14 protein-coding genes are annotated in these 19,521 nt (G+C 51.0%); 12 read left to right on the forward strand and 2 right to left on the reverse strand.

Going from position 1 to position 19,521, the window contains the following annotated elements; translation table 11 throughout:
- Nucleotides 1–218: 218 nt before the first annotated feature.
- On the reverse strand, nt 219–725 hold the full coding sequence (locus tag METBU_RS0103420; RefSeq protein ID WP_017839290.1) for an RNA polymerase sigma factor: 507 nt from the start codon (nt 723–725) through the stop codon (nt 219–221).
- A 1,024-nt stretch (nt 726–1,749) separates the two neighbouring features.
- On the opposite strand from METBU_RS0103420, the gene METBU_RS23190 reads away from it, so the two are divergent.
- From METBU_RS23190 to METBU_RS0103480, 12 genes are all read left to right on the forward strand, one after another.
- The gene (locus METBU_RS23190; protein WP_017839291.1) at nt 1,750–3,438 is read left to right on the forward strand and encodes a cyclic peptide export ABC transporter; all 1,689 of its coding nucleotides are present in this window, start codon (nt 1,750–1,752) and stop codon (nt 3,436–3,438) included.
- Nucleotides 3,439–3,450: 12 nt separating this feature from the next.
- Nucleotides 3,451–5,841: a penicillin acylase family protein gene (locus tag METBU_RS0103430; protein WP_017839292.1), complete on the forward strand. Its 2,391-nt coding sequence runs from the start codon at nt 3,451–3,453 to the stop codon at nt 5,839–5,841.
- 263 nt (nt 5,842–6,104) lie between these two features.
- Nucleotides 6,105–7,058: a FecR family protein gene (locus METBU_RS0103435; protein WP_017839293.1), complete on the forward strand. Its 954-nt coding sequence runs from the start codon at nt 6,105–6,107 to the stop codon at nt 7,056–7,058.
- A 281-nt stretch (nt 7,059–7,339) separates the two neighbouring features.
- Nucleotides 7,340–8,533: a PepSY-associated TM helix domain-containing protein gene (locus METBU_RS0103440; protein WP_017839295.1), complete on the forward strand. Its 1,194-nt coding sequence runs from the start codon at nt 7,340–7,342 to the stop codon at nt 8,531–8,533.
- Between the two features lie 77 nt (nt 8,534–8,610).
- Nucleotides 8,611–9,993 (forward strand): efflux transporter outer membrane subunit, encoded by a 1,383-nt coding sequence (locus tag METBU_RS0103445; protein ID WP_017839296.1) that lies wholly within the window; start codon nt 8,611–8,613, stop codon nt 9,991–9,993.
- Nucleotides 9,994–10,010: 17 nt separating this feature from the next.
- Nucleotides 10,011–11,165 (forward strand): efflux RND transporter periplasmic adaptor subunit, encoded by a 1,155-nt coding sequence (locus METBU_RS0103450; RefSeq protein WP_138767163.1) that lies wholly within the window; start codon nt 10,011–10,013, stop codon nt 11,163–11,165.
- Between the two features lie 8 nt (nt 11,166–11,173).
- A complete protein-coding gene (locus METBU_RS0103455) occupies nt 11,174–14,332 on the forward strand; it encodes an efflux RND transporter permease subunit (protein ID WP_412768460.1) in 3,159 nt (1,052 codons plus the stop codon).
- Nucleotides 14,333–14,362: 30 nt separating this feature from the next.
- Nucleotides 14,363–14,659 carry a hypothetical protein gene (locus tag METBU_RS0103460; protein WP_017839299.1) on the forward strand — a complete coding sequence of 99 codons (297 nt, stop codon included), beginning with the start codon at nt 14,363–14,365 and terminating at the stop codon, nt 14,657–14,659.
- Nucleotides 14,656–15,447, forward strand: a complete 792-nt coding sequence (locus METBU_RS23195; RefSeq protein WP_017839300.1) for an energy transducer TonB — start codon at nt 14,656–14,658, stop codon at nt 15,445–15,447. The genes METBU_RS0103460 and METBU_RS23195 overlap by 4 nt, the downstream gene beginning before the upstream one ends.
- Before the next feature lie 222 nt (nt 15,448–15,669).
- Nucleotides 15,670–16,362: a MotA/TolQ/ExbB proton channel family protein gene (locus tag METBU_RS0103470; RefSeq protein ID WP_017839301.1), complete on the forward strand. Its 693-nt coding sequence runs from the start codon at nt 15,670–15,672 to the stop codon at nt 16,360–16,362.
- A gap of 3 nt (nt 16,363–16,365) precedes the next feature.
- Nucleotides 16,366–16,776 (forward strand): ExbD/TolR family protein, encoded by a 411-nt coding sequence (locus METBU_RS0103475; protein ID WP_017839302.1) that lies wholly within the window; start codon nt 16,366–16,368, stop codon nt 16,774–16,776.
- Between the two features lie 623 nt (nt 16,777–17,399).
- On the forward strand, nt 17,400–18,599 hold the full coding sequence (locus METBU_RS0103480) for an MFS transporter (RefSeq protein WP_051056235.1): 1,200 nt from the start codon (nt 17,400–17,402) through the stop codon (nt 18,597–18,599).
- Between the two features lie 9 nt (nt 18,600–18,608).
- Here METBU_RS0103480 and METBU_RS0103485 read toward each other — a convergent pair whose 3' ends face one another.
- Nucleotides 18,609–19,490, reverse strand: coding sequence for an HDOD domain-containing protein (locus tag METBU_RS0103485; protein ID WP_017839304.1), 882 nt, complete (start codon nt 19,488–19,490; stop codon nt 18,609–18,611).
- Between the last annotated feature and the right edge of the window lie 31 nt (nt 19,491–19,521).

A 19,521-nucleotide genomic window follows, 5' to 3' on the forward strand; every position in this document is an offset into this window, starting at 1 on the left:
TACGATGATGTGGCGTAGTGGCACGGACGCAGGGCGAATCGGGGCCGCCGAAGGCAATAATCGCCAAGTCATTTTTCGCTGCTGAAATCGGACGGACCCCATTTCAGCTTTCGCGAAAAATCTTGGCGCGCTTGGATTAGATTGTTAATATGTAAGGCTGTGCGCTTTGCCGGTCATAGCCCTTCCAATGAATAAGACGATTTACTTTCATTTTCACCTCAGTCGTTACTAAGATCGGACTGACGGATTTTGAATTGTTGACGGTAATGCAATAATGCTCTCGATATCAGCTTTTCCACAGCGCTTCCGGAAATATTGAGTTCTACGGCTATTTCCGCGTAGGTCATGCCGTAAACGCGGTTTAAAATAAAGGCCTCTCTGACGCGCTCCGGCAATTCGTCAACAATAGCGGAAAAGATGGAAAGTTTTTCTTCGACCAAGGCCTGATGTTCGGCTGAAGGCGCTTCTTCGCTAGGTAGCAGCGAGGTGTTGTTGATATGTTTTTCGGTTACTTTTCGGTGCTTGATGTGGTCGTAGGCAAGGTTTTTGGCGGTACGAAATAGAAATCCCCTTGGATGATCTATCTTTTGCCTCCGGATTTCTTTGGAAAAAATGATAAAGACTTCCTGTACCAATTCGGCAGCGATCTCCGGACAATCGACGATGCGAGCCAAGTGCAGTTGTAATTCTGATTGATGTTCAATGTAAACGGATTCAAGATTCATGTTCTATTTCCGGTTTTTGACGGCGGGACTATTTTGCGGCGGTTAAAATTGTGTGCACTTGGATAGCGGTAACTGCCAAGCTATTCTTTGCAATAGTTAACTTAATATTAAGCAATTTTCGAGCCATGGATTATATGGCTTAAAAATCAAATATATATAGCTGCGCAAAGTAAGTTCATTTGGGTATGAATTATGTGATATGCCGCAATTTAGCTATGGTAAATGACGCAGTTTACTATTCCTGCAATAAGCACGTAGCCCGTATGAAGCGTAGCGGAATACGGGAATGGCGTGGCTTCGAACTTCCCGGATTGCGCTGCGCCCCATCCGGGTTACGCTGTTATAAAGACTCATTTGCAAAGTCATGAAAGCAATTATCGAGCCATATATTGTTGGCCTTAAATATCAACAGCTTAGAATCATACAGTAAGTCCATATGAGCATGATGTGTGTGATATGCCTTAATTTAGCTATGGCAAATAACACAGTTTAATATTTCTTCCTCCCTTGGCTGTTTACAGACAATGTGCGTTGTTTTGTATCGCAACGATTGTCGGTCAATTTTCGTTAACTTTTCCTTTTATACCTGCCTTACAACTGTGGTTATTTCACCTTCAAAGCGTCTTCCTTTATAAAGAGGGATAGACAGTTCTTATTTCTATGATTTATCTGAGTAATAAAATCTATATATATCATATGGATGCGGTTTTTTTTTGCCTGATCTATTAGATGATGAATTCATAATTCGGCTCGGAATCGACATGCCGGCCATCCTTTTTTACGGGTTCATTATTTCGTGTCGATAGGCATGAAATCGGCTAACTTCCCGATTGTACTGTAGGCGACATTTCAATTTAACGTTGCAAGTCTTATTCACGTTTTTTCTAGCCATGTAGCCCGTATGCAGCGTAGCTGAATACGGGACTGCGCGGCTTCGAACTTCCCGGATTGCGCTGCGCTCCATCCGGGCTACGCGAAATGGATAATCGGGCGATACTGTCAATTCGTAACCTTTGGAGTCGATATGTTGTTCTTTTTATGGCGATCATCGTGGATCATCATTACCGGAGTATTTCTATCGGGCGCTGTAAGCGGCCTAAGTAATGCCGCGTTGATTGCCTACATCAATACCAGTTTGGCCGGTAAGCTTGATATGGTTGCCGCCCCTTGGTGGTTTGCAGGACTTGCGGTTATCGTATTAGTCAGCCGATTTATCTCGCACTATTTGTTGAATCGATTCAGTACCAAAATGGTTCGGGATCTGCGGTTGCACATTAGTCGGTTGATCTTGAACGCGCCTTACCCTAATTTACAGAAAATCGGGAAACCGGTATTGCTGAGCCATTTGACCGAGGATGTCGCCGCGATTGCTAATGCAAGCGAACTTTTTCCGTTGCTGTGTATAAATTTTGCCATCGTAATCGGGTGCATGACCTATTTGAGCTGGCTGTCCTGGCAATTGGCGTCCGTATTGGCAGGCGTGATCCTGTTCGGCATAACAACGTTTAATCTGTGCAAAGACATACCGATGCGATCCGTGCGCAACGCGCGGGACGAATACGATGTGCTCAGCAGAGGATTTGCCGCATTGACCGAAGTTGTGCGGGAGCTGAAGCTGCATCGCCGGCGAAGCGATCAGTTTATTTCCGAATCTCTTGCCGGCAGCGCGGATGCCTATCGCGGCCATTCTTTCCGCGCTACTGTGGCTTATTTATGGGTAAATCAGTGGATACAATTTCTTTATTATCTAACCATCGGCTTGATTTTGTATGTATTCCCTGTATGGCAAACCCTTAATCAAGAAATTGTGAGCGGTTATGTCATCGTGTTTTTATTCATGATGTCGCCGCTCACTATCTTAACCAACAGCCTACCGGCATTCAGCAAGGCTAAAGTATCGTTGAATAGGATTCTTCAATTAGACGATAGACTGGCTGAATGCCATTCGGCTGATCGATTGGCCGAATTGACCATGCCGGAAAAGTTTAACGCATTAACTTTGTCGGGTCTGACCCATAATTTTCATCGGGAAAAGGAAAACCGCAATTTCATTCTCGGCCCCATCGATTTGGAATTCCGGCCGGGCGAGTTAGTGTTCCTGATCGGCGGCAACGGCAGCGGCAGCGGCAAGACGACTTTGGCAATGCTGTTGCTAGGTCTTTATCATCCCGAACAAGGCGTTATCCGCTGGAATGGCCGCGCTATCGAGGCCGGTAACCGCGACGCCTATATGCAGAATTTTTCGGCGATTTTTTCCGATTTTTATTTATTCGATCAATTGTACGGTGTGGATATCGAGCGGAATCGATCGTTGATGGACGATTATTTGCAACGCCTTCATCTCAATCATAAAGTGGAAATCGTAAACGGCCGGTTTTCTTCGCTGAATTTGTCTCAAGGTCAACGCAAACGCTTGGCGCTACTGGTGGCTTATTTAGAGGACAGGCCGTTTTATGTATTCGACGAATGGGCGGCCGATCAAGATCCGGAATTCAAACATTTGTTTTATACCGACTTGTTGCCGGCATTGAAAGCGCAAGGAAAAACGGTGCTGGCCATCACGCATGACGACAAATATTTTAATCTGGCCGACCGTTGCATCAAGCTCGATGAAGGCCGTATTACAGCCGTTGAGTATCCTCAGGCCCATAGACAGCGATCGCCCGATCAAGACGGTTTGCAGCCTGCCGATGCGGAAACGATGCCTCTTTGACAACCGTTTTCGATGATGACTAATAAGACTAAAAAAATTGGGTTAACGATTGGTTTGGGAGCTGTTGGTTTGTTAGCTGCGACAGCAGGCCTCGGCTATTGGTGGTTGTTCCAACCGCTGCCGGTTTTGGATGGCGAGTTTCAGTTGGCCCGATTGTCCGCTCCGGCCGGCATTGACACGGACAGCCACGGTATTCCGCTGATTCGCGCCGATAACCGGATCGATGCCGCACGGGTATTGGGTTACGTTACTGCCCGCGACCGCTTGTTTCAAATGGATTTGATGCGTCGTAAAACCGCCGGTCGTTTATCGGAGGTTTTCGGAGCAATGGCCGTCAATAGCGACACGCAAGCGCGAATCTATGGTTTCAACGTCAAAGCTAAGCAACTATTGCCAAAGTTGCCCGTGCACCACCGTCAATATTTGCAGGCCTATGCCGAGGGAGTAAACAGCTATCTTCAGCAAAATACTGCATTACCGTTCGAGTTTAAAGTGCTCGGTTATCGCCCTGGGCTTTGGCAAGCCGCAGACAGTTTGCTGATTGTGTTTGGTATGTTCGACAATCTGACCGCTTGGGCCGAACGCGGCGAGCGAATGCTTAGCGTTATGGAGCGCACCTTGCCCGCCGATGTCGTGGCGTTTTTTACTCCGGATAGCGACCGCTTTACCGATGCATTGATGCAACATGCCGCGTCGTTAAGGCCGCCGCAACCAATCCCTGTTCAATCCATGCAGACCTTGTTGGCCAACCGCTCTACCAGCTTCGGAACATTAGCCACCGCTTCGCCCGGCGAAGAGCTGGCCGGTTCGAATGCCTGGGCGGTAAGCGGCAGCAAAACGGGCGATGGCCGAGCGATATTGGCTAACGACATGCATCTAGGCATTAGTGTGCCTAACATTTGGTACCGGGTCGAACTTCACTATCCCAAAGTTAAAGCGGCTGGTCTCAATTTACCGGGTACGCCTTTTCTAATTGCCGGCAGTAACCAACATGTTGCATGGGGTATGACGAATTTAGCCGGCGACTTTCTGGATTTGGTCAAGCTGGAAATCAATCCGGATAACTCCGGGCAATATCGGCATGGCGATGCTTGGTGCGATTTCGGCGAACGCCGGGAAGTGATTGAGATTAAGGGCGAAGAGTCCAAGTTATTAACGGTTAGAGAAACGCTTTGGGGGCCGGTTGCTCAACAACCTATACTGGACGAGCCGGTCGCGATTCATTGGGTTGCCTTGGATGTCGATGCGGTTAATATCGATATTTTGGAACTGGAACAGAGTGAAACGTTGGAGCAGTCGTTGGCGGTTGCCAATCGGGCCGGCGGACCGCAATTGAATGTCGTGCTCGCCGATGAACACGGGCATATCGCCTGGACTCTGACCGGTAAAATTCCTCGCCGGTTTGGCGGAGACGGCTTGATTAGCCGTTCTTGGGCGGACGGCAAAACCGGCTGGAATCACTATGTTCAGCCCAGCGACATGCCTCGGATTGTCGATCCGCCGGCAGGCATTATAGTTTCGGCCAACGAGCGGCGTTTTGCCGCCGATTTCCCTTACACGATCGGTCATCAGTTTGCCAACGGCTATCGTGCCTATCGGATCGATCAGCGCCTCAAGCAAACGAAACAGCATAGCGAATGGTCCCTGTTTAACCTGCAACAAGATACCGAAACCGAATTCTACAGCTATTATCAGCAACTGGCTTTACAAGTGCTGACGCCGGAAGTGGTCAACCAGCAGCCGGCATTGGCGGAATTGCGCGGCTATTTGATGCGTTGGAACGGCCGCGCCGATATCGAAAGCTTGGGGCTGCCGGTCTTGATCGAATTTCGCAAACAATTGATCGATGCGGTGCTCTCGCCGTTTTTGAGCGCATGCAAACAAGCCGACAAGGACTTTGTTTATGCCTGGAATTACGTCGATACTCCCTTGCAGACTTTGTTGAATGAAAAACCCGCGCCATTATTGCCGGACCCAAGGTATAACAACTGGGATCGGTTTATCCTGGCGCAATTGGTCGTCAGTACCGAAAAAGCCATGTCCCGCCATTCGGGCATTACCTTGGCCGACCTAAATTGGGGTAAACAAAATGTCGTCGGTCACGCCCATCCTTTCTCCAAGGCCTTTTCGCTGCTGTCGCCGGTGCTGGATATGCCGCGTCGGCCGGTGGCCGGTTGCGGCGGTTATTGCGTGCGGGTGACAGGTCCCGACTATGGTGCCAGCGAGCGCTTGGTGGTGTCGCCGAATCATCTGCAAGACGGCATTTTGCATATGCCGGGCGGGCAATCCGGCCATCCGCTGTCTGCATTTTACCGGGACCAGCAACCGTTTTGGCTGGACGGTTTACCTCTCTCTCTGATCGCGGACCATCCGGAGCACACGCTTCGTTTGATTCCTGAATAAATAATTAAATGCTGACGGCGCTTTTCGATAAAATACACAAATATTGTGGCTATTCAAGGAAGGTTGAAAATGCCTCGGATTGTTACGGTTTATTCTCCCTTGAATAACGATAATTCGGTCGGCGGCATTCGCTGAGTGTAATTATTCACATCCCCTATCGTTCCCACGCGGAGCGTGGGAACGATAATTGTTGGGGGACTGATTAGTTACCGCTGAGTAGTTATTAAAATATCAATACTATATTAAAGATCGGGTGAACTATTGTGGGACCCAATAATAACGACAGCATAGATGAACAAGCCGTAACATGGTTTGTTCGATTGCGTGCCGATAACGTCAGCCGGCAAGAAAGAGCGTCATTTATTCAGTGGTTGGAGCAAGCCGCCGAACACCGCACAGCGTTCTATGAAATCTGCGTCATGTGGGGCGATGAAGCCTTTTTACAAAGCCTTACCGACAGCGCGAACAAACACGGCATTGCCCCGAAGCCCAAAAAAAAACGCCGCATTAAAACCGCAATCCCTTTGGCTTTAGCCGCCTGTTTCGTCCTTGCCGTTTCGCTTTCGGGGCAGCTTCATGTCCTGTTGAATGCGGATTACTCGGCAAGGCAGGGCGAGCTTAAAACAGTTCAACTGGAAGACGGTACGACCGTGATGCTCAACACTGACAGTGCGGTGGCAGTAAAAATGGAAGCCGGGCAACGCTTGGTAGAATTGCTGAAAGGCGAAGTCTATTTCGATGTAAAACCCGACCGCAGCCGCCCCTTTCTTGTAAAAGCGGACCGCTCGACGACTCGTGTGTTGGGCACGCGTTTCTTCGTCCATCGTAAAAGCGATAGCGATGAAATCAAGGTGCTTTCCGGGCGAGTTGAAGTTTCTGAAAGCAGGTATGGGAAAAAACCACTGGTACTAAACAATCAGGAGTCCGTGACCGTTTACGAGACAACCATGGGCCAATTGAAAAAACTGGATTCCAAGTTGACTACGTCTTGGATTAACGGCGTCTTGGTATATGAAAATGAGACGTTGGAAACCGTTATCGATCAGATCAATCGATACCGGTTCGGAGTGGTCTATTTCAGAGACGAAAGGTTACGCAATTTAAGAATCAATGGCCGCCTTAGAATCAAGGATTCCCGCGATATGTTAGATGTTTTGCAAAAAACGATGGATATTAAGATAACTTATCTGACCGATTGGGTGGTTATAGTCGGCTAGTTTGCATGCAAGTTTAATCGTCGCATGCGCCGCCGCCAGTGGGAGCGACGCCTTCGTCGCGAAAAATAAAGTCGCGCCGTTCCCGTATTCCGCTGCGCTGCATACGGGCTACGTGTGCAGCGTGTTACGTCAATTAACGGTATGTTTTGGCGACTGCCAATTGCTTAGCCAATTGTCGGCAGTTTTTCAAATTCTTCGCGGTAGTCGGGTATTTTTAAGACTTAATCGTCTTCTTATAAATATGTCTAAACCTTATTGACTGAGAAGACTTTGGAGTTTTTATGAAAATCCGCCCTTTTGGGGTACTCGTTCATCGATATTCAGGTTTGGCGATGACCGTTTTTTTGGTTATAGTCGGTTTAACCGGGAGTTTTTTGGCTTTTTACAAGGAGCTAGATAGCACTATCAATCCGCAATTGTATGTTGAAGCGAACGGTCGTAGCCCGCTCGAGCCTTTAGTACTGATCGAGCATGCTGCCTTGCACGCAGCCCCAAAAGCCGATGTGCAATCATTGTGGATGAGTCCTGAAGCCGCACAAATATCGGTGTCGCCTCGACTTAACGCACAAACCGGAAAATTATTCGAACTGGATTTCGATCAATTGATAGTCGATCCATATACAGGCGAAGAGTTGGGCAGACGTCAGTGGGGCAGTATTACCGAGGGGATGATTAATCTAATGCCTTTTATCTACAAGCTACATTTCAATCTGGCGTTGGGTGAATGGGGTAAGTGGATTTTAGGTATTACTGCCTTGATTTGGACGGTCGATTGTTTTGTCGGCTTTTATTTGACTCTGCCTGCCAAGCTGTTTGTCGCACAAAACAATACATCGACCAGCGCGTCGTTTTGTCAGCGTTGGCGGCGATCCTGGACGATCAAGTGGCGGGGGTCTTCTTTTCGAATCAATTACGATTTACATCGCGCCGGCGGACTGTGGGTATGGCTGGCGTTATTGGTGTTTGCCTGGTCGAGTGTGTACATGAATTTGAGCGATACTGTCTATCAAAAGGTCATGCAATCGGTCAGCGATTATCACCAACCCTGGACCGACATCGGAGATTTACCGGAACCTTTAACACATCCTACAATCGATTTACGTCAAGCATATCTATTAAGTCATCAAGCCATGAGCCGAGCCGCTACCGAACATGGGTTCGAAATCGAGGCGCCGGTTGCGATATGGTTCAATTCGGCCAAAGGATTTTATGTGTATTGCGTGCGCAGTAGCACCGATATTCAAGATCATGCCGGCCAAACCCGAGTCGTGATTGACGCCTCCACCGGGGAACAAAAAATGCTGTTGTTGGCTAGCGGACAATATAATGGTAACACGGTGACATCCTGGTTGATGGCTCTGCATATGGCCAATATTTTCGGTTTGCCATACCGGATATTTGTTTGTGCGTTGGGGTTGATTATTGTCATGCTATCGGTTACCGGTGTCGTGATTTGGTTGAAGAAGCGTCGTTAATGTCGGTGCCATATTTATTCATGTACTCGCCGAGAAAAGCGAACGTTAGTTGTTCCGCAAGGTCCTGCCGCAAAACAATGAAAGTGTCTTCGCGGCTGCTTGCCCAGTTATCGCTAACCATCTGTGTAGCGTTGGCGGGTTGCACTACAGCTCAAGAACGCGATGCTCAGGCATTGGATTTTCCGGTTGCCGAACAATGGCGTGAAGCCGACGCCATTGTCGAGCCGTTAGTCGCTTCCTGGGTGGAGACGTTTAACGACCCGCTATTGACTGCCATGGTACACGAAGGCCTTGTTAACAACTTTGATCTGAAAGCCGCCGTAGCTCGTATCGATGCAGCTCGTGAACAAGCCGTCATTGCCGGCTCGGAGCGTTTGCCTGAATTATTTTTTTCGCCCGGTTACCAAAGAAGCAAGAACGATAGCAACATCGGCGCTTCGGTATTCGGAGCGTTTAGCGCTCTATTCAATTTCAACTGGGAATTGGACGTTTGGGGCCGAATCAAAGCAGGGCAACAGGCGGCCGAGGAAGAGGCCTTGGCCGCCGCCGACGATTTTCGGGCGGCACAGTTATCGTTAGCGGCACGAATCGCTCAGGTTTATTTCGAATGGCTCGAAGCGCAATTACAAACGCAGGTTGCGGAACAGTCGGTCAAGGATAGAAGCATCATCGCCGGCCTGATACGCGGCCGCTTCAATAAAGGCTTAAGCCGCGGCCTCGATCTAAGGCTGGTATTGACCGATGTAGCCAATGCCGAAGCGCAACTGGCGCAAGCCCGTAACGATGTGCAGCGTCTTGGGCGCCAGTTGCAAGCGCTGCTGGCCCGCTATCCGGATGACAGTATACTCATGCGGCATCGAGCCTTGCCGCAACCGCCGATGGCTTTAACGGCGGGCCTTCCCTCCGAACTGTTGGCGCGCCGCCCCGATGTGATGGCTGCTTTCAAACGTTTACGCGCTGCCGACTCTCGACTGGAAAGCGTCGAGAAAGCGCTGCTGCCGCGAATTACGTTAACCGCTGCCGGCGGCACCGGCAGTCCGGCGCTAACCGAATTGGTCGACCCGCGTGCGGTGGCTTGGAACGTGGCGATCGGACTGGTTCAACCGTTGTTCACTGGCGGTCGCCTACAAGGCGAGATTCGCCTGAATGAAGCCCGGGTCAGCGATGTTTTCAATCAATACCAAAGCGTGGCACTCAATGCCTTTCGCGAGGTAGAGCAAGCGCTGGCTGCCGAATCCCGGCTGCGTGCGCAAGAAAAGGCCTTACGGGAAGCGGTCGACCAAACCGAAGCCAGCCGGAAACTGGCCGTGTATTCCTATCAGCAGGGGCTGATTGAAATTCTGACCTTGCTCGATAGCTATCGTAGTACGCTCAATGCGCAAAGCGCGCATCTACAAGTGCAAAGACAATTACTCAACAACCGAATCACTCTGTACTTGGCATTAGGCGGTGCCGTTTGAACGAACAAAAATACTTGATGAAAGCACTATTACCGATAGCGGTGTTACTGGGTGCCGTGGGTGCGGCCTGGGCAATGATCGAATTACGTCCCGGCATGTTGCCGCAGGCCGATAAATCCACGCGGCCCATGGTGGAAATCGTCCGGGTTAAACCGCAAACCGTTAGGCTCAATGTGATGTCGCAAGGCGTTGTAACGCCGCGCGAGGAAATCGATTTAATCGCCGAAGTGAGCGGTAAAATAGTAGAGTTGCATCCTGCGTTGGTATCCGGCGGTTATTTCGAAGCGGGCGATTTATTAGTGATGATCGATCCGCGCGATTACGATTTCGCCATCGTGGCCGCCCAAGCTAACATCGCCGAGGCGAAACGGGTACTGATCAACGAAAAGGCATTAGCCGAGCAGGCCCAAAGCGAATGGCTGGCACTCGGGCAAGGCGAGGCGAGCGATCTTGCGTTGCGCAAACCTCAATTGGCCGAAGCCGAAGCAAAATTATCGGCTGCCGAAGCCGATCTGGCCAAGGCCAAGCTGAACCGGAGCCGCTGTGAGCTCAGGGCGCCTTTTTCCGGACGCGTGTTGAGCAAACAAGCCGGCCGCGGACAGTATCTGTCGGCCGGTAGTGCGGTTGCCCGTATTTATGCCAATGATGTTGCCGAAATTCGCTTGCCTATCGGGATCGATCAACTGGCGTTTTTGGATTTGCCGCGGAATAATCGCAGCAAGCACCGTTGGCCTAACGTGACGCTACGCGCCGAAGTGGGCGGTCGACTGCAGCACTGGCAAGGCCGCATTGTTCGAAGCGAAGCGGCACTGGACGGCAGCAGCGGTCAATTGTTTTTGGTGGCGCAAGTCGACCGGCCGGAATGGGAGGGTCCGGGGCGTGCGCCTTTGTTGAGCGGCTTGTTCGTACAGGCCGAAATCGAAGGCGTCACACGGGAAAAAGTGTTTACGCTGCCGCCTGCGGCACTCAATTCTTTGCAGCAGGTGAAAGTGGTCAATGGAGAACGGCGCCTGGAATTTCGCAAGATTGAAGTATTGCGTCATGAAACCGATAGGGTGATCGTCAGGGCCGGTCTCCACGCGGGCGAAAGTGTGGTGATTTCCGAAATGCCGATGCCGGTCGCGGGGATGCAAGTTGTGATTACGAATACGCAAGCGGTTGAAAATCCATGAGTCGGCCGATGGATCAAGTAAAACTTGACGGTTTACTCGCCTGGTTTGCCGATAACCCGGTTGCCGCCAATCTGTTGATGCTGGTGATTCTCGCCGGAGGCGCATTCGGCATGATCGATGTCGACAAAGAGGTGTTTCCTCGCTTCAGTCCGCATCAGATCGAGGTGACGGCTATTTTTCCCGGCGCGGGTCCGGCGGAAGTCGAACAGTCCGTCTGTATCCCGATTGAAGAGGCGGTGCACGATTTATCGGGCATCAAACATCTGCACGGCGAAATCCGCGGCGATACTTGTACCATAGGGGTTGAGATACTGCCGAACCGCGACCGTGAACAAATGATGGCGCTGTTGCGTAGCCGAATTCAGTCGATTCGGCGACTGCCGAAGCAACTGGAGAACATCGACGTCTTGCCGTCCGACCGCAAAGACGATGACGGCGTGATTTGGGTGGCCCTGCATGGCGAAACCGATGCGTTCAGCCTGCAACGATTCGGCGACCGGATTCAACAGCAACTGGCTACCATTCCCGGCGTCAGCCGCGTGCGCAATTACGGCGAAATCGGCTACGAAATCAGCGTTGAGGTCGCGCCGGAGCAACTGCGCAAATATCGGCTGACTTTGGATGACGTTGCCGGGGCCATTCGTCAAGCATCGGTCGAACTGCCGGGCGGCTTGGTCAAAAACCCGGACGGCGAATTGTTGTTACGCGTCGACAGTCGCGCAAAAGATGCCGACGCGGTCGGCAGTTTGATCATTAAAACTTTACCCGACGGCAACCGTTTGCGGTTGGATCAAATCGCTACGATCAAGGACGGTTTGGAAGAGCGCTTATACACTTGGCGGCATAACGGTCAAACGGCTCAAGGCTGGGAAATCCACACCGAACAGGATAGCGTCGCGGTGGCGCGGCAGGTGAAATCGACGATTGAAGCCATGCGCGCTAATTTACCGGAAGGCTTGCGTTTGATTACTTGGTGGGACGATTCGCAAGCCTATGACGAGCGGATTGGAGCGTTGTTGGAAAACGGCCTAATCGGATTTTTATTGGTTTGTTCGGTATTGACGCTGTTCTTACGATTGCGCGTAGCCTTATGGGCAGGTGCGGGTATTTTTACTTCGATACTCGGCGCCTTTTGGCTGATGCCGATGCTGGATATTTCCTTGAATATGCTATCTCTGTTCGGTTTTTTGCTGGCAATGGGCGTCCTGGTGGACGACGCCATTATCATCGGTGAAAGCGTTCATAGCCGGCAAATGGAGGGGCGTGAGACGCCCCTACAAGCTGCGGTCAATGGCGTAAAGGCCGTTGCTTTGCCCGTCACGTTATCGGTCTTGATTGTGCTGGCGGCTTTTCTGCCCGGCTTATATCTTCCGGGCTGGGCCGGACAGATGATGCGGCCTATTTGCCTGATCATGATTTTGACCTTGGTCTTTTCCCTGATCGAGGCATTATTGATATTACCCTCGCATTTGGTTGCCGCTGTCGAATCGAACGCCAATCCGACCCGTTTGCAGAAGTTACGTACCAAGCTTAATCAAGGCATGGACCGTTTCGTCGACCGGGTTTACCGGCCGTTATTGAAAATTGCCTTGAGTTGGCGCTATTTGACGGTAGCCTTATTCGCAGCCTTGTTGATCTTATGTTCCGGCCTGGTCGCAAGCGATCGCGTCCGGCAATCGATCAATCCCGATGTGACCAAGGACAGTTTCTGGGTATCGATACAATTACCGCAAAGCGCGCCCTACAGCGAAGCCCAAGCGCTGGCTACCCGCGTTGAAAATGCTTTGTTTGCATTGCGCGATGAACTGGATGGCGTTGCTGAGGCCGGCCGGGATGCAAACAACAGGGATAACGTAACGCAGATGTATGAACGGAGCGTTATCGTCGGCATTGAAACGATTATTTGGGAGCATGGCGCCGGTATCTGGCTGGAGCTCTCTTCGGAAGGCCGGCAACGAATCAAGGTTGAAAACTTTATCCGGGATTGGCGGCAACGGATCGGCGACATCGGCCGAGGTAAAGTGGACTTTATTTTTAAGGAAGGTGACGAGCCTTATGACATCGAGTTGATGCTCGGTTCCGATCAGCCGAATATCTTGGCCCCGGCTGTCGAACAACTCAAACAGCAACTCAAGGCTTTTCCGGGCGTATACGATGTCATCGACTCGGCCGAACCCGGCAAACCGGAAATTCATTTGACGCTGAAACCGGATGCGGAACGGCTGGGATTGAGTTTGGAACAATTGGCCGAACAAGTCCGCCAAGGCTATTACGGCGCAGAGGTCTATCGATTCATACGCGGACGTAAGGAAGTGAAAGTGATGGTGCGTTATCCGTTGCATGAACGGCGATCGTTGGATCAATTGAAAGCCCAGCCGATCCGCTTGCCGAACGAAACGAGTGCACCGTTGACCAATTTAGCAGAAGTCGAGTTGATTCAAGGTTACTCTCGGATCCATCGGGAAGACCGGCAGCGCGTATTGAAGGTACAAGCACGCGTCGATCCGACGCTGACCGATGCCAATGAACTCTATGTCCTGCTCGAAAAGGATGTCTTTCAAACCTTGGAAAATCAATTTCCCGGATTGAATATCCAAACCGGTCAACAGCGTCAGGAACAAAAAGCGTTGCTGGCTGCTTTTAGCAAAAACACACTGATTGCGCTGTTGGTGATTTATGCGCTGATCGCAGTGCCGTTTCGTTCCTATAGCAAACCTATCATTTTTTTGTTGGCCGCCCCTGTGGCTTGGTGCGGTGCGGTGCTGGCGCATTGGGGCGTCGGTTTGTCGTTATCGATGGAATCCTTGGTCGGCATGATCGCCGCCAGCGGGATCGTGATTAATGACAGCTTGGTATTGCTGTATTGCATACGCCAATCCGGCGACGACCGAGACCCGCCTGTGGAAGCGCTAATCATTGAAGCGTGCGCCTCACGCTTTCGCCCTATTTTATTGGCATTTTTGACCACTTTTGCCGGCTTTTTACCGACGCTGCTGGAAACCAGTGCGCAGGCGCAATTTCTGATTCCGATGACCTTGTCGCTGTCCGCGGGCTTACTGGTCGGTATGTTGGCCAGCCTGATTCTGACGCCGGTCTGTTATACCATTTTGGATCGTCGCAGATCGCCGGTCGTTCCCCGTACTCATGCCGCTCTGTCGTCTGACTGAATTTATAAACAACTATGAGGAGCCAGTTTCATGCATAGCCAATCCGAAATAGAACAATCCAAAACCGAACCTGTTCAATGCACAGACACTTCTTTTCCGTCGGTGCGCTATTTTCAAGTTCATTTTGAGTTTCTGCATGAGCAGTTTCAGCAGACTTTGGAAATGCTGGAATCTTTGCAAACGCGAATGCAGCAGCTTGAGCAGCAAATGGCGAAAGATAAAGCAAAGCAGGAGAGCTTTGCAATCTCATTGCAAAGCCTGGCCAGTCATCAGGATTCGTTATCGCGAGCGCCACGGATATCGGAAAAAAGGGTTGGACGGCGATGAGCGGAAAACTATTCAATTGGTATAGGTTAGAGCGAGGAAGCCGGCATAGCTTTTTGGCGGATTCCGCAATGAATGGCCGGGACGATTTTTCACCCAAGCTCATACAAATCCCGGCAACCTCCCGCTGCCGGCCTATCGCTGTGGCGCTGGCTACGCTAGTCGTAACGCTGCTGCACGGATTCCTGTTGTTTTGGTATGTCACTAAACCCGCGCCTGTGCCGTTTTCCGCCGCAGCGCCGTTGCCGATGATCTCGATGGAATTATCGGCGCCGCCGGCACCTGTTGCGAATCAAGACTTGGCGCAGCCCAAGCCGGACCCCCCGAAGAAAGTTATCAAGCCCAAGCCTGAGAAGCCGAAGGTTAAGCCTAAACCCAAATTACGCCCCGCTGAAACGGCAGTGAAACAAGTTGATGTCCAAAAAGAAGAACAGGAAAGTGCGCCGCCCGCCGCCGCGGCACTTCAAACCCAACAACACGACGCCATGGCCGCGCCAAGGAATGACATCTTTGTCCCTGCCGACAGTAATGCCGCTTATCTGAATAACCCCAAGCCGGTTTATCCTACGTTTGCCCGGCGCCGGGGGTGGGAAGGTACCGTCGTGCTGCGCGTTCATGTCGGTGCCGATGGCCATACGCAACGGGTGACTATTCAACGTTCCAGCGGCCATGACGTACTCGACGAATCGGCGATGGATGCCGTCAAGGAATGGCGGTTTGTACCGGCTAAACGCGGAGAAATAGCCGAGGCCAGTTGGGTCAAAATACCTATCGTATTTCATTTGAAATAGCCTCCCTGTAATGACGGGTGGCCTACCTTGCCCGGATTACACGGATGTTGGCCTTACCGGATGTAATTATTCAGAACCCCTTATCGTTCCCACGCTCCCCCGTGGGAACGATAATTGCCGGGTACTGAATAGTTACGACCGGATCATGATGATTCGGCAGGATGACAAGGAAATGCAAGAAATAATTATTTACAAAAACTAAAAACTATTCAGGAGAAAATTATGAACTTTTCCGAAACCGCCATCGTTGACGGCACGCTATACACGCTGGGCTTTTTTTCATTGCTGACTTGGAGCGTGATCTTGCTGAAAGCCGGAGAAATCGCCTGGCATCGCTACCGCAATCGACAATTGATTAAAAGCCTGACAGGCGATGTGTCGCTGAAATCGGTTTCTTCCCTGGCGAAGCAACAGAGCAAGCCGTTGGCTATTCAAGCCGGGAGGGTATTGACGGTCGGCCATCAAACCTACGTACGGGCTCAGAGCCAACCCAGCTATCAGAAAACCGACCATGCCGCCTGGCATGAGCTAATCGAACGTACTTTGAGACAGCAGTTGCAAAAGGAAAAGGCCTTGCTGGACTCAGGACTGGGCTGGCTGGCCAGCATCGGCAGCACTTCGCCGTTTATCGGTCTGTTCGGTACGGTGTGGGGCATCATGCACGCCTTAAAAGACATCGGAACTCAAGGTTCGGCCAGTCTTGAGGTCGTCGCAGGGCCGATCGGCGAAGCCTTGATCGCTACTGCTTTGGGAATAGCCGTGGCCATTCCGGCAGTGATTGGCTACAACTTTTTTCTGCGCCGGAACCGCCAACTGCTGGCCGGTTTGGAACATATCGCCACCGACTTCATGCGCAGTTGTATCGAAACCGATTTAGTTGCCACCCAATCCCAACGCCAAACTCAGGAGGTCTAAGTCATGGCCATGCAATTGCCCAGCGAAGAAGAAGGCGGAGAAATGAGTGAAATCAATGTCACGCCATTGGTGGATGTGATGCTGGTGCTGCTGGTGGTGTTCATCGTCACCGCACCGTTATTAACCCAAGTCGTCAAAGTCAAACTACCCAAAACCGAACAGACCGAACCAACGCCTGATAAACATGTCGCCATATTGGCAGTCACCGCCGGCGGCGAAGCGCAACTGGACGACAAAACCATCCCGCTACCGAATTTGGAAGGCGAACTGAAAGCCTTGCAAGAACGTGATCCGGAAATCAGCATTCAGCTGCAAGCCGATCGGGCCGCGTTGTTCGAGTCGGTTGCCAAGGTGATGGCCAGCGCGCAACGCTCCGGTATCGATAAGTTGTCGTTTGTTACGGTAGCGCAATAGATCAGGCACTATACCCAGGGTAAACGCATTAAAACTATATATAAAATCAAATGGTTATAATGCGTAGTATTTTCAGTAATTTCATAGCGGCAGCCTTTATTGCCACAAAATAAAAAACTAACAAATAAAATATTCTGCAAGCTTAGGTTGAATAGTCATAACATATTGATATGGCATTTATTTTAATGCGTTTGCCCTGGCACTATACCCTTCTTATTGAGATAATCGTTCAACCTAATAAGAGCAATTGGCATATGTTGGAGTCCGTTCGTGCTGAGCCCTTCGGCTGCGCTCAGGAGAGCCCTGTCGAAGCATGAAGGGGCTACAACACATACGCATTAAGCTAAAAACGGCCAACCCACATCCGCTTTTCCCCAAGTTGCTATTAAAACATGTAGCCCGTATGCAGCGTAGCGGAATACGGGATTGGCGTGACTCCGAACTTCCCGGATTACGTTACGCTCCATTCGGGCTACGCTGTTTAGGGCCGCCGTGAACCCGTTCATGGGGTCTTGACGGCCGATCGAACGCGGAGCATCCTGGGAACCGCTTGGATTTGGAATACTTTCGCGGCCTCAGGATCGTGGGAACCCGAAATAGTCTTCAATCCGCATAACGAGAAAATGAGCCATGCGTTCTACGGGAGGGGCGTGATGAAGGTCGATAGAATACCCATACCCAAAACAATCTGGACGCTTGGATTCGTCAGCTTGTTTATGGATTTATCGTCGGAATTGATACATAGTCTGTTACCGATTTTTTTAGTCACGACGCTCGGCGCCTCGGCATTGACGGTCGGTTTGATCGAAGGTGTGGCCGAGGCGGCGGCCTTGATGGTCAGAGTATTTTCCGGAACGATCAGCGATTTTTTCGGCAAGCGTAAATTCCTCATTTTTATCGGCTACGGCATGGCGGCCTTGTCGAAGCCTTTGTTTCCGATGGCCGGTAACGTCGAAACGGTGTTTACCGCGCGTTTTCTCGATAGGATAGGCAAGGGCATACGCGGCGCGCCGCGTGATGCCTTGATCGCCGATGTGTCTCCGCCGGAAATTCGCGGCGCGTGCTTCGGCTTGAGACAATCGATGGATACGGTCGGCGCTTTTTTAGGGCCGTTGCTGGCGGTGTTGTTATTGTTTCTTTATCAGGGCGATATCGAGCTGGTGTTGTGGGTTGCGGTCGTTCCGGCTTTGTTCGCCGTGCTGTTGATTGTTGCCGGAATCGAAGAGCCGAAGGCACGGTCAAGTCACAAACCGGCGCGCTCGCCGTTGAGTTTCAAGATATTGAAGGAATTTTCCGGGCGCTATCGCTGGGTTGTCGCATTGGGGGCCTTGTTTACGATGGCTCGGTTCAGCGAGGCTTTTTTGGTGCTGCGCGCCGCGCAAATCGGCTTGGCGGTGACCTGGATACCGTTGGCGATGGTGTTGATGAGTTTGGCTTATGCCTTGTCGGCTTATCCTGCAGGGCTTTGGTCCGACCGGGTCGAGAAAAGAGGCTTGCTGGCCTTGGGGATGGCGTTTCTGGTTCTGGCCGATTTGATTCTGGCAACAGCCGAGACCTTGCCGATGTTGTTTGCGGGTTTGGCCTTGTGGGGTTTGCACATGGGTTTCAGTCAAGGCATTTTGGCCGCGATGGTCGCCGACACCACACCGGCTCACTGGAAAGGCACGGCCTACGGTTTTTTTAATTTTGTCAGCGGTGTCTTCATGCTGTTGGCCAGCGTGTTGGCCGGTTGGCTGTGGGACCGTTACGGCGCCGAATTTACCTTCTATTGCGGAGCGCTGTTTGCTTCGTTAACGTTGTTGATGTTGATGAAGCGCTATTAATTCGGAGCATCAATGCAGCATCAGCCGGATTTGTTCGATTTCTTCCTTGGCCATGTCCAAGATTCCGATGCTGGCATCGATCGTTAGTCCTCCCGAAGCCAGTTTTCTAAAAGCGGGTAGTTGATCTATTTTGGGCATTTTTTTGATGTCGATCTTGCCGATGAAACTATGAAGTTGCGAGATCATCACTATGTCGGCGTAATCCGGTGGGCCGTCATTGTCGCGATACCAGTTCTCGGCGTTGATAATGACATCTTCGAAGTCTTGCGGAAAATCCCATTTACGCAGAATTTGCAGGCCGATATCGACGCGCAGTTTTCGTACCGTTTCGACCAGGTCTTTCGGATTGTCGATAATTTCCGGGCGTTTGTCGGCATGCGTCAATATCGGGACGACGCCGATGTCGTGGATGAGGCCGGCCAGCATCGCCTTGTCAGGGTCGAAACCGGGGATTTTGTGGGCTAATACCGCGCTGATAGCGGCAACATAGCTGCTGTGCGCCCAGAGATCGGTCATTTTTTTGCGAATCACCGGCGTTTTGGCTTGAAAGACTGCTTTCATCGCGAATGAGGTGATAATGTCCTGAGCCGCTTTTAATCCGATGCGGGTCAGAGCTTCCGGGCAGCTTTCAATTTTTCTTCTGCCTCGATAAAGCGGGCTGTTCGCAATTCTGATCAAACGGGCGGTAATCGCCGGGTCGATCTGAACGACTCTAGCGATTTTGGCATTGTTGGCCGTCTGGTCGTTGATCGCTCGTCGAATTTTGAAGGCGACATCGGGTATCGTCGGTAGTTGCAGTTTATCCTTCTGCATCGACTTATAACAGTCGAGGTACAGTTGATTTTTGGCAAGGCTCGAAGCAATGGCGGTAGTATCCGGTGATGTGCTCATGTTCTGTTTAATATTCGGGCAAGCCAAAAGA

The sequence above is a fragment of the Methylotuvimicrobium buryatense 5G genome, from assembly GCF_000341735.1.
Lineage (GTDB): Bacteria > Pseudomonadota > Gammaproteobacteria > Methylococcales > Methylomonadaceae > Methylotuvimicrobium > Methylotuvimicrobium buryatense.

Bases quoted from the DNA above. Each gene is read 5' to 3' on its own strand.
- METBU_RS0103420 (WP_017839290.1), bottom strand. From the start codon at position 725: ATGAATCTTGAATCCGTTTACATTGAACATCAATCAGAATTACAACTG.
- METBU_RS23190 (WP_017839291.1), top strand. From the start codon at position 1,750: ATGTTGTTCTTTTTATGGCGATCATCGTGGATCATCATTACCGGAGTA.
- METBU_RS0103430 (WP_017839292.1), top strand. From the start codon at position 3,451: ATGATGACTAATAAGACTAAAAAAATTGGGTTAACGATTGGTTTGGGA.
- METBU_RS0103440 (WP_017839295.1), top strand. From the start codon at position 7,340: ATGAAAATCCGCCCTTTTGGGGTACTCGTTCATCGATATTCAGGTTTG.
- METBU_RS0103445 (WP_017839296.1), top strand. From the start codon at position 8,611: ATGAAAGTGTCTTCGCGGCTGCTTGCCCAGTTATCGCTAACCATCTGT.
- METBU_RS0103450 (WP_138767163.1), top strand. From the start codon at position 10,011: ATGAAAGCACTATTACCGATAGCGGTGTTACTGGGTGCCGTGGGTGCG.
- METBU_RS0103455 (WP_412768460.1), top strand. From the start codon at position 11,174: ATGGATCAAGTAAAACTTGACGGTTTACTCGCCTGGTTTGCCGATAAC.
- METBU_RS0103460 (WP_017839299.1), top strand. From the start codon at position 14,363: ATGCATAGCCAATCCGAAATAGAACAATCCAAAACCGAACCTGTTCAA.
- METBU_RS23195 (WP_017839300.1), top strand. From the start codon at position 14,656: ATGAGCGGAAAACTATTCAATTGGTATAGGTTAGAGCGAGGAAGCCGG.
- METBU_RS0103470 (WP_017839301.1), top strand. From the start codon at position 15,670: ATGAACTTTTCCGAAACCGCCATCGTTGACGGCACGCTATACACGCTG.
- METBU_RS0103475 (WP_017839302.1), top strand. From the start codon at position 16,366: ATGGCCATGCAATTGCCCAGCGAAGAAGAAGGCGGAGAAATGAGTGAA.
- METBU_RS0103480 (WP_051056235.1), top strand. From the start codon at position 17,400: ATGAGCCATGCGTTCTACGGGAGGGGCGTGATGAAGGTCGATAGAATA.
- METBU_RS0103485 (WP_017839304.1), bottom strand. From the start codon at position 19,490: ATGAGCACATCACCGGATACTACCGCCATTGCTTCGAGCCTTGCCAAA.